7 protein-coding genes, 1 tRNA gene and 1 pseudogene are annotated in these 8,176 nt (G+C 56.2%); all 9 read right to left on the reverse strand.

Annotation, left to right across the window (positions count from 1 at the left end; genetic code table 11):
* The coding region (rpoB, locus tag ACIQ39_RS17350) for a DNA-directed RNA polymerase subunit beta (protein WP_396435845.1) at positions 1–4,116 on the reverse strand (4,116 nt) is incomplete at its 3' end.
* A 311-nt stretch (positions 4,117–4,427) separates the two neighbouring features.
* Positions 4,428–4,802, reverse strand: a complete 375-nt coding sequence (gene rplL, locus ACIQ39_RS17355) for a 50S ribosomal protein L7/L12 (RefSeq protein WP_396435846.1) — start codon at positions 4,800–4,802, stop codon at positions 4,428–4,430.
* Positions 4,803–4,843: 41 nt separating this feature from the next.
* Entirely contained in the window at positions 4,844–5,350 is a 507-nt protein-coding gene (gene rplJ, locus ACIQ39_RS17360; RefSeq protein ID WP_396435847.1) for a 50S ribosomal protein L10, read from the reverse strand.
* Positions 5,351–5,604: 254 nt separating this feature from the next.
* Complete coding sequence (gene rplA, locus ACIQ39_RS17365) at positions 5,605–6,300, reverse strand: 50S ribosomal protein L1 (RefSeq protein ID WP_396435848.1); 696 nt, start codon at positions 6,298–6,300, stop codon at positions 5,605–5,607.
* Positions 6,301–6,732 (reverse strand): 50S ribosomal protein L11, encoded by a 432-nt coding sequence (gene rplK, locus ACIQ39_RS17370; RefSeq protein WP_396435849.1) that lies wholly within the window; start codon positions 6,730–6,732, stop codon positions 6,301–6,303.
* A 120-nt stretch (positions 6,733–6,852) separates the two neighbouring features.
* Positions 6,853–7,434, reverse strand: a complete 582-nt coding sequence (gene nusG, locus ACIQ39_RS17375) for a transcription termination/antitermination protein NusG (RefSeq protein ID WP_396435850.1) — start codon at positions 7,432–7,434, stop codon at positions 6,853–6,855.
* The gene (gene secE, locus ACIQ39_RS17380) at positions 7,434–7,817 is read right to left on the reverse strand and encodes a preprotein translocase subunit SecE (RefSeq protein ID WP_396435851.1); all 384 of its coding nucleotides are present in this window, start codon (positions 7,815–7,817) and stop codon (positions 7,434–7,436) included. The genes nusG and secE overlap by 1 nt, the downstream gene beginning before the upstream one ends.
* A 99-nt stretch (positions 7,818–7,916) precedes the next feature.
* Positions 7,917–7,992, reverse strand: a tRNA-Trp gene (locus tag ACIQ39_RS17385).
* Between the two features lie 12 nt (positions 7,993–8,004).
* Positions 8,005–8,176: pseudogene (tuf, locus tag ACIQ39_RS17390) on the reverse strand (elongation factor Tu); the annotation flags it as partial.

Here is an 8,176-nt window from a genome sequence, read left to right on the forward strand (position 1 = left end):
CTCGAGCTCGATGTCAAGGCCCAGCGAACGGATTTCCTTGACCAGCACGTTGAACGACTCGGGCATGCCCGCTTCGATGGAGTGTTCGCCTTTGACGATGCTCTCGTACACCTTGGTGCGGCCTTGCACGTCGTCGGACTTGACGGTGAGCATTTCTTGCAGGACATAAGAGGCGCCATACGCTTCCAATGCCCACACTTCCATCTCGCCGAAACGCTGACCACCGAACTGCGCCTTACCACCCAGCGGCTGCTGCGTGACCAAGCTGTAGGGGCCTGTGGAACGGGCGTGCATTTTGTCGTCCACCAAGTGGTGCAACTTCAAAAAGTGCATGTAGCCAATGGTGGTCGGACGGTCAAAGGCGTCGCCCGTGCGACCGTCAAACAAATTGGCTTGGGTGCGTGTGGCCGTCAGACCTTTGGCCTTGGCCAATTCGTCTGGGTAAGCCAAGTGCAGCATGGCGCGGATTTCTTCTTCGGCCGCACCGTCAAACACGGGCGTGGCGAATGGGAAACCTTCTTTGAGGTTGTGGGCCATGTCCAGCACGTCGTCGTCGCTCAGCTGCGACAGGTCTTCCTTGCGGCCCATGCTGTTGTAGAGCTGCTCGAACAACTTGCGCAGGTCAGCGATCTTTTCCATGCGCTGGGTCTCAGCTTGCAGCATGTTGCCAATGCGCTGACCAATGCCTTTGCCGGCCCAGCCCAGGTGCACTTCGAGCACCTGGCCCACGTTCATGCGCGATGGCACGCCCAGTGGGTTGAGCACGATGTCTGCAGGGGTGCCGTCGGCCATGAAAGGCATGTCTTCGACCGGCACTATTTTGGACACCACGCCTTTGTTGCCGTGCCGTCCGGCCATCTTGTCTCCGGGCTGCAAGCGGCGCTTGACGGCCAAATAGACCTTGACCATTTTGAGCACGCCAGCTGGCAACTCGTCGCCTTGGGTGAGCTTTTTGCGCTTTTCTTCAAACGACAAGTCGAAGCTGTGGCGGGTTTGCTCCAGCGAGTTTTTGATGGACTCGAGTTGCATGGCCACATCGTCTTCGGCCGGGCGGATGTCGAACCAATGGAATTTCTCAACAGACGCCATGTAGGCCTTGTCGATCTTGCTGCCTTTGGCGAGCTTTTGTGGGCCGCCGTTGGCCACACGGCCCACCAACAACTTTTCGATGCGGTCAAATGCGTCGGCTTCCACGATGCGCAGCTGGTCGTTCAGGTCCAAACGGAAACGCTTGAGTTCGTCGTCGATGATTTGCTGGGCGCGCTTGTCGCGCACGATGCCTTCACGGGTGAAGACCTGCACGTCGATCACCGTGCCTTGTGAGCCTTGGTCCACACGCAAGGAAGTGTCTTTCACGTCGCTGGCTTTTTCACCGAAGATGGCGCGCAGCAGTTTTTCTTCGGGTGTGAGGGTGGTCTCGCCCTTGGGTGTGACCTTGCCCACCAACACATCGCCAGGCTGCACTTCTGCACCCACATAAATGATGCCGGAGTCGTCCAGACGGCCCAGTTGCTGCTCGGACAGGTTGGGGATGTCGCGCGAAATTTCTTCCGCGCCCAACTTGGTGTCACGCGCCATGACCACGAGTTCTTCGATGTGGATCGAGGTGTAGCGGTCTTCCGACACCACACGCTCAGAGATCAAGATCGAGTCTTCGAAGTTGTAGCCGTTCCAAGGCATGAAGGCGATCAGCATGTTCTGACCGATGGCGATTTCGCCCAGGTCGGTCGATGCGCCGTCGGCGATCACATCACCCTTGGCCAGCTTGTCGCCACGCTTGACGATGGGGCGCTGGTGGATGTTGGTGTTTTGGTTCGAGCGCTGGTACTTGATCAGGTTGTAGATGTCTACACCCACCTCACCGGCCAAGGTTTCTGCGTCGTTCACGCGGATCACAATGCGTGTCGCGTCCACATAGTCCACGATGCCGCCACGGGTGGCCGTGACCACGGTGCCCGAGTCGACGGCCGCAACGCGCTCGATGCCGGTGCCCACCATGGGCTTTTCAGGGCGCAACACAGGCACCGCTTGGCGCGACATGTTGGCACCCATCAAGGCGCGGTTGGCGTCGTCGTGCTCCAAGAAGGGCACAAGTGAGGCCGCCACCGAAACGATCTGCGCAGGCGACACATCCATGTACTGGATGCGCTCAGCGCCGCACAAAATGGATTCGCCTTTTTCACGCGCCGACACCAATTCTCCGGTGAGCTTGCCGTCTTTGTCCAAAGCCGCATTGGCCTGGGCGATGACGTACTTGCCTTCTTCGATGGCCGACAGGTAGTCGATGTTCATCGTGACTTTGCCGTCAATCACTTGACGGTAAGGGGTTTCGATGAAGCCGTATTCGTTCAAGCGGGCGTAAAGCGCCAGCGAGTTGATCAGACCGATGTTGGGGCCTTCAGGGGTCTCAATCGGGCAAACGCGACCGTAATGGGTCACGTGCACGTCGCGCACTTCAAAGCCAGCACGCTCGCGGGTCAAACCGCCCGGGCCAAGGGCCGAGACACGGCGCTTGTGGGTGATCTCGGCCAAGGGGTTGGTCTGGTCCATGAACTGCGACAGCTGCGATGCACCGAAAAACTCTTTCAGTGCTGCAGAAATTGGCTTGGAGTTGATCAGGTCGTGCGGCATGAGCGGTTCTTGCTCGGCCTGGCCCAAACGCTCTTTCACGGCTTTTTCGATGCGTGCCAGACCGGTGCGGTACTGGTTTTCGGCCAATTCGCCCACGCAACGCACACGGCGATTGCCCAGATGGTCGATGTCATCGACTTCGCCATTGCCGTTGCGCAAGTCCACCAAGATCTTGACCACGGCCAAGATGTCTTCGTTGGTCAGCACCATGGGGCCGGTCGAATCGGGACGGCCCACGCGGGCGTTGAACTTCATGCGGCCAACGCGCGACAAGTCATACGTGTCGGGGTTGTAGAACAAGCGTTGGAACAAGGCTTGCACCGCGTCTTCTGTGGGCGGCTCGCCAGGGCGCATCATGCGGTAGATGGCCACGCGCGCGGCGAATTCGTCCGCGGTTTCGTCGATGCGCAAGGTTTGCGAAATGTACGCACCCTGATCGAGTTCATTCGTATAGATGCATGGCAGGTCTTGGATGCCTGAGCTGCGCAGTTTTTTCAGCAAGGCTTCGGTCAACTCTTCGTTGGCCTTGGCAATGATCTCGCCTGTCTCGGCCTCGACAATGCTGCGGGCCACCACGCGGCCAATCAAGAAGTCTTCGGGCACGCTGATGTGCGTGGTGCCAGACTGCTCGAGCTCGCGGGTGTGGCGCACCGTGATGCGCTTGTCTTTGGCCACCACCACTTTGCCCGATTTGTCGGTGATGTCGAAACGGGCCACTTCGCCGCGCAGACGCTCGGCCACAAATTCCATTTGGGCACCGCTGTCCATCAAGCGGAAGTTGTCGTTCACAAAGAAGTTGGCCAAGATCGATTCTGGGTTCAGGCCAATGGCCTTGAGCAAAATCGAAACAGGCATCTTGCGACGGCGGTCAACACGGAAATACAAAATGTCTTTGGGGTCGAATTCAAAATCGAGCCACGAACCCCGGTAAGGGATGATGCGGGCCGAAAACAGCAACTTGCCCGAACTGTGGGTTTTGCCTTTGTCGTGCTCAAAGAACACACCCGGCGAGCGGTGCAGCTGCGACACGATCACGCGCTCGGTGCCGTTGATGATGAAGGAGCCTTTGTTCGTCATCAAGGGCACTTCGCCCATGTAGACTTCTTGCTCTTTGACCTCTTTGACGACCTTGTTTTGCGATGTGGAAGAGTCGCGGTCGTAGATGATGAGCTGCACGCGCGCGCGCACAGCCGATGAAAATGTCAAGCCTCGGGTCTGGCACTCGCGCACATCAAACGCAGGTTTGGCCAAGTTGTACTCGGTGAATTTCATCTCCACAAAACCATTGTGGGACACGATGGGAAACGCGGACTCAAAGGCTGCTTGCAAGCCTTCGTGTGTGCGTTTGGATGAAGCTACCCCAGCTTGCAGAAACGACGTGTAAGCGTCTTTTTGCATTTGCAGCAGGTAAGGGACTTCGAGCACGCTTTCGCGGCTGCCGAAACTTTTTCGGATGCGCTTGCGTTCGGTATAGGAATAGGCCATGAGATCTCCGGGCTTGATCTTTCAGAACTGAATGTCAAAAGGGCTTTTGCACCCCTCCAACGGTCTTGGCGGCTGGCCACTACCAGCGTTGGCGGACGATTGCGCATTGCACGCAACCCGTACCAAGGGTTTTCTGCAGTCGGGTCAGAAAACACTGCAAAACGGACTTGATTCGAGTCCACTTTGCGGTATCAGATAACCACCAATTCAGGGCATCGGGCATTGGGTCTCATGCAAAGACAAGACCCTTTTTTTAAGCACCAAAGGCTGGAGTGCCTTTTGGACACGCCAGCCTTGGAGCTCCAACCCAATTACTTGAGTTCTGCCTTGGCACCAGCTTCTTCGAGCTTTTTCTTGGCGGCCTCAGCGTCAGCCTTGGGCATGCCTTCTTTGACCGCTTTGGGCGCGCCGTCCACCAAGTCTTTGGCCTCTTTCAAGCCCAGACCCGTGATTTCGCGCACGGCCTTGATCACGGACACTTTGTTGGCACCCACCTCGGTCAACATGACGTTGAACTCGGTCTGCTCTTCAGCAGCAGCGGCAGCGCCACCACCGGCAGCGGCTGGCGCAGCCATGGCTGCAGCGCTTACACCAAACTTCTCTTCGATGGCTTTCACCAGCTCGTTGAGTTCCATGACCGTCATGCTGTCCAGCGCGGTCAAAAATGCGTCTTTATCGAATGCCATTTCTAATTTCCTAACAATTGGTTAAAACACGAACGCTGGCCTTAAGCGGCAACAGCTTCGCCTTCGCCTTTTTTAGCCGCCAAAGCACCCAACACCACGGCGGTGCGGGACATGGGCGACATCAGCAAGCCACACAATTGAGCCAACAAAACTTCTTTCGAAGGAATGCTTGCCAATTGCTTCACGCCGTTTGCGTCCAAAGCTTTGCCTGCAAATGCACCTGCGCGAATGACCAATTTTTCGTTGGTCTTCGCGAAATCGGCCACCACTTTCGCGGCGGCCACGGCATCTTCAGAAAAGCCATAGATCAGCGGGCCGGTCATCTGGTCGGCGACAACTTCAAACTGCGTTCCGGTCACAGCACGGCGCGCCAAGGTGTTTTTCAACACCGTCAGCGATACGCCGAGGCTGCGAGCTTTGACGCGCAGATGGGTCATGTCAGCGACCGTGATGCCACGGTATTCCGCCATCACAAGCGTTTGAGCTTTTGCGGCGAGTCCGGTCACTTCGGAAATGACCGCTTCTTTCTCACTGCGATTCAGACTCAAGGTCTACTCCTTTGTATGTGTTGTCCGGGTTGCCCCTTGAACACGCCTATTTGCAGCGACCAACTGTTTTGGATCTTCATCCATCTGCAGCGGGATCGCCATCTGCGTTGGCCCAAAACTTCAGGATCACCTGGCGTTTTGTTGATTAAGCACACAGCGTGTGCACCAACGGTCTTGGATGACCCGTTGTACTTTTGCAAATACAACGGCCCACCACATTGAGGTGCTCTTTCGAGCCCCTCAAATTTCCACCATCACGCCGAGATGGATTGGGTGTCGACGCGAACGCCCACACCCATGGTCGAGGACACAGCCACTTTGCGCAGGTAAACGCCTTTGCTGGTGGCAGGCTTGGCTTTCACCAAGGCTTCAATCAGTGCCGCCAAGTTGCCTTGCAACTTGTCGGTGTCGAACGAACGGCGACCAATGGTGCCGTGCACGATACCGGCCTTGTCGACACGGAATTGCACCTGACCGGCTTTGGCGTTGCGCACCGCGGTGGCCACATCAGGGGTCACAGTGCCCACTTTGGGGTTGGGCATCAGGCCGCGTGGACCCAAGATCTGACCCAAAGTGCCCACCACACGCATGGCATCAGGTGCCGCGATGACCACGTCAAAAGGCATGTCTCCCGCTTTGACGCGAGCAGCCAAATCGTCCATGCCGACCACGTCTGCGCCCGCAGCCAAGGCTTCTTCAGCCTTGGCGCCTTGGGCAAACACGGCCACGCGAGCGGTTTTACCTGTGCCGTTTGGCAAGACCACCGCACCACGCACCACTTGGTCGGACTTCTTGGCATCGATGCCCAGTTGAACCGCCACGTCGATGGACTCGTCAAATTTGGCTGTGGCATGTTCTTTGACCATGCTCAAGGCATCGGTCAGGGCGTACAGCTTCAAGCTGTCCACTTTGCCAACGAGTGCTTTTTGTTTTTTAGTCAACTTGGACATTTACACGCCCTCCACATTCACGCCCATGGAGCGGGCAGTTCCAGCGATGGTGCGAACGGCTGCGTCCATGTCGGCGGCAGTCAGGTCTTTCATCTTGGTTGTGGCGATTTCTTCCAGCTGAGCCCGCGTGATCTTGCCCACTTTTTCCAAACCAGGCTTGGTGGACGCTTTGTCAAGCTTCAGGGACTTCTTGATCAAAGTGGCCGCAGGCGGCGTTTTGATGATGAAGGTGAAGGATTTGTCAGCAAAGGCTGTGATGACCACAGGCAATGGCATACCTGGCTCGACGCCTTGGGTCTGGGCGTTGAACGCCTTGCAGAACTCCATGATGTTCAAGCCACGTTGGCCCAAGGCTGGACCGATGGGGGGTGATGGATTGGCTTTACCAGCTGGCACTTGCAGCTTGATGAAGCCGACGATTTTTTTCGCCATGCTTTTCTCCTTGCGGGTGATATCGCTTGGGATCTTTCGATCTTCGGCTTCCCGGGGTTAACGACTCAGGATTGAAAACAGGCACCGAGTCGGGAAGCACCTGTTCGATAAAAGAGACGGTCAGGTCTTCTCTACTTGACCGAATTCGAGTTCAACGGGTGTGGCACGGCCAAAAATGGTGACAGAAACGCGCATTTTATTGCGCTCGTAATTGACCTCTTCGACGGTGCCATTGAAATCGGTGAACGGGCCTTCTTTGACCCGGATGTACTCACCCACTTCGAACTCCACTTTGTGGCGGGGCTTGTCTGTGCCCTCTTGCATTTGGCTGACGATTTTCTGGACATCGGCCTCAGAAATCGGTGCAGGGCGGTTTTTTGCCCCACCCACAAAGCCTGTGACTTTGTTGGTGTGCTTGACCAAATGCCAGGTCTCATCGTCCATGACCATTTCGACCAACACATAGCCTGGGAAAAACTTGCGCTCAGTGGTCTTTTTTTGACCATTTTTGATTTCAACGACCTCTTCTGTCGGCACCAAAATGCGGCCAAATTTGGTTTCCATGCCCGAGCGCGTGATGCGCTCGACAATGTTGCGTTCGACCGCCTTTTCCATGCCCGAATAAGCATGGACCACGTACCACTTCAGGTCCGGGTTGGTCGAAGAGCCCGCCATCGGCGCATTGACTACAACATCGTTCATTATTTTTTCCAGCCGAGTATCAGATCGTAAAAAACCCACTCAAGTGTTTTGTCAGTGAGCCAGAGAAACAAAGCCATCACCACCACAAACGCGAACACATACAAAGTGATTTGCAAAGTCTCTTTGCGCTCAGGCCACACCACTTTTTTGGTTTCACGCACAGCATCTTTGCCAAAACCAATCAACTGACGGCCTGATTCAGAAGTGAAAAAGACCGCCGCCGCTGCGATCATGGCCACCAACAAACTGGCCCATCGGACCAGGCCGCCTTGGTCTTCCAACATGAAATAAGCCACAAAACCAGCCAAGACAAGGGCCACAGCCAAAGCCGTTCGCGTTTTGTCACCTGCTGTGCTCACTGTTTGAACTTCGGACGTTGCCATACGGCTTGAAACCTTTGTTGGACCCCCTTAGCAGAGGGCTCTTACCAGACAAGTAAGCCCGCTAGGGCCTAGCGGGCTTGAAAAATCCACCGTTTCAGGTGGCAGGGGCAGTAGGAATCGAACCTACAACCTTCGGTTTTGGAGACCGACGCTCTGCCAATTGAGCTATACCCCTACAGGAACCTCTTTAAGCGAGGATCTTGGCAACAACGCCAGCGCCAACCGTGCGGCCACCTTCGCGGATGGCAAAACGCAAGCCCTCTTCCATCGCAATGGGGTTGATCAACTTCACCGTGATCGACACGTTGTCACCCGGCATCACCATCTCTTTGCCTTCTGGCAACTCGATCGCACCGGTC

The organism is Limnohabitans sp., assembly GCF_044361645.1.
Lineage (GTDB): Bacteria > Pseudomonadota > Gammaproteobacteria > Burkholderiales > Burkholderiaceae_C > Limnohabitans_A.

Coding starts and splice junctions, on each gene's coding strand:
- rplL (WP_396435846.1), bottom strand. CDS start 4,802: ATGGCATTCGATAAAGACGCATTTTTGACCGCGCTGGACAGCATGACG.
- rplA (WP_396435848.1), bottom strand. CDS start 6,300: ATGTCCAAGTTGACTAAAAAACAAAAAGCACTCGTTGGCAAAGTGGAC.
- rplK (WP_396435849.1), bottom strand. CDS start 6,732: ATGGCGAAAAAAATCGTCGGCTTCATCAAGCTGCAAGTGCCAGCTGGT.
- nusG (WP_396435850.1), bottom strand. CDS start 7,434: ATGAACGATGTTGTAGTCAATGCGCCGATGGCGGGCTCTTCGACCAAC.
- secE (WP_396435851.1), bottom strand. CDS start 7,817: ATGGCAACGTCCGAAGTTCAAACAGTGAGCACAGCAGGTGACAAAACG.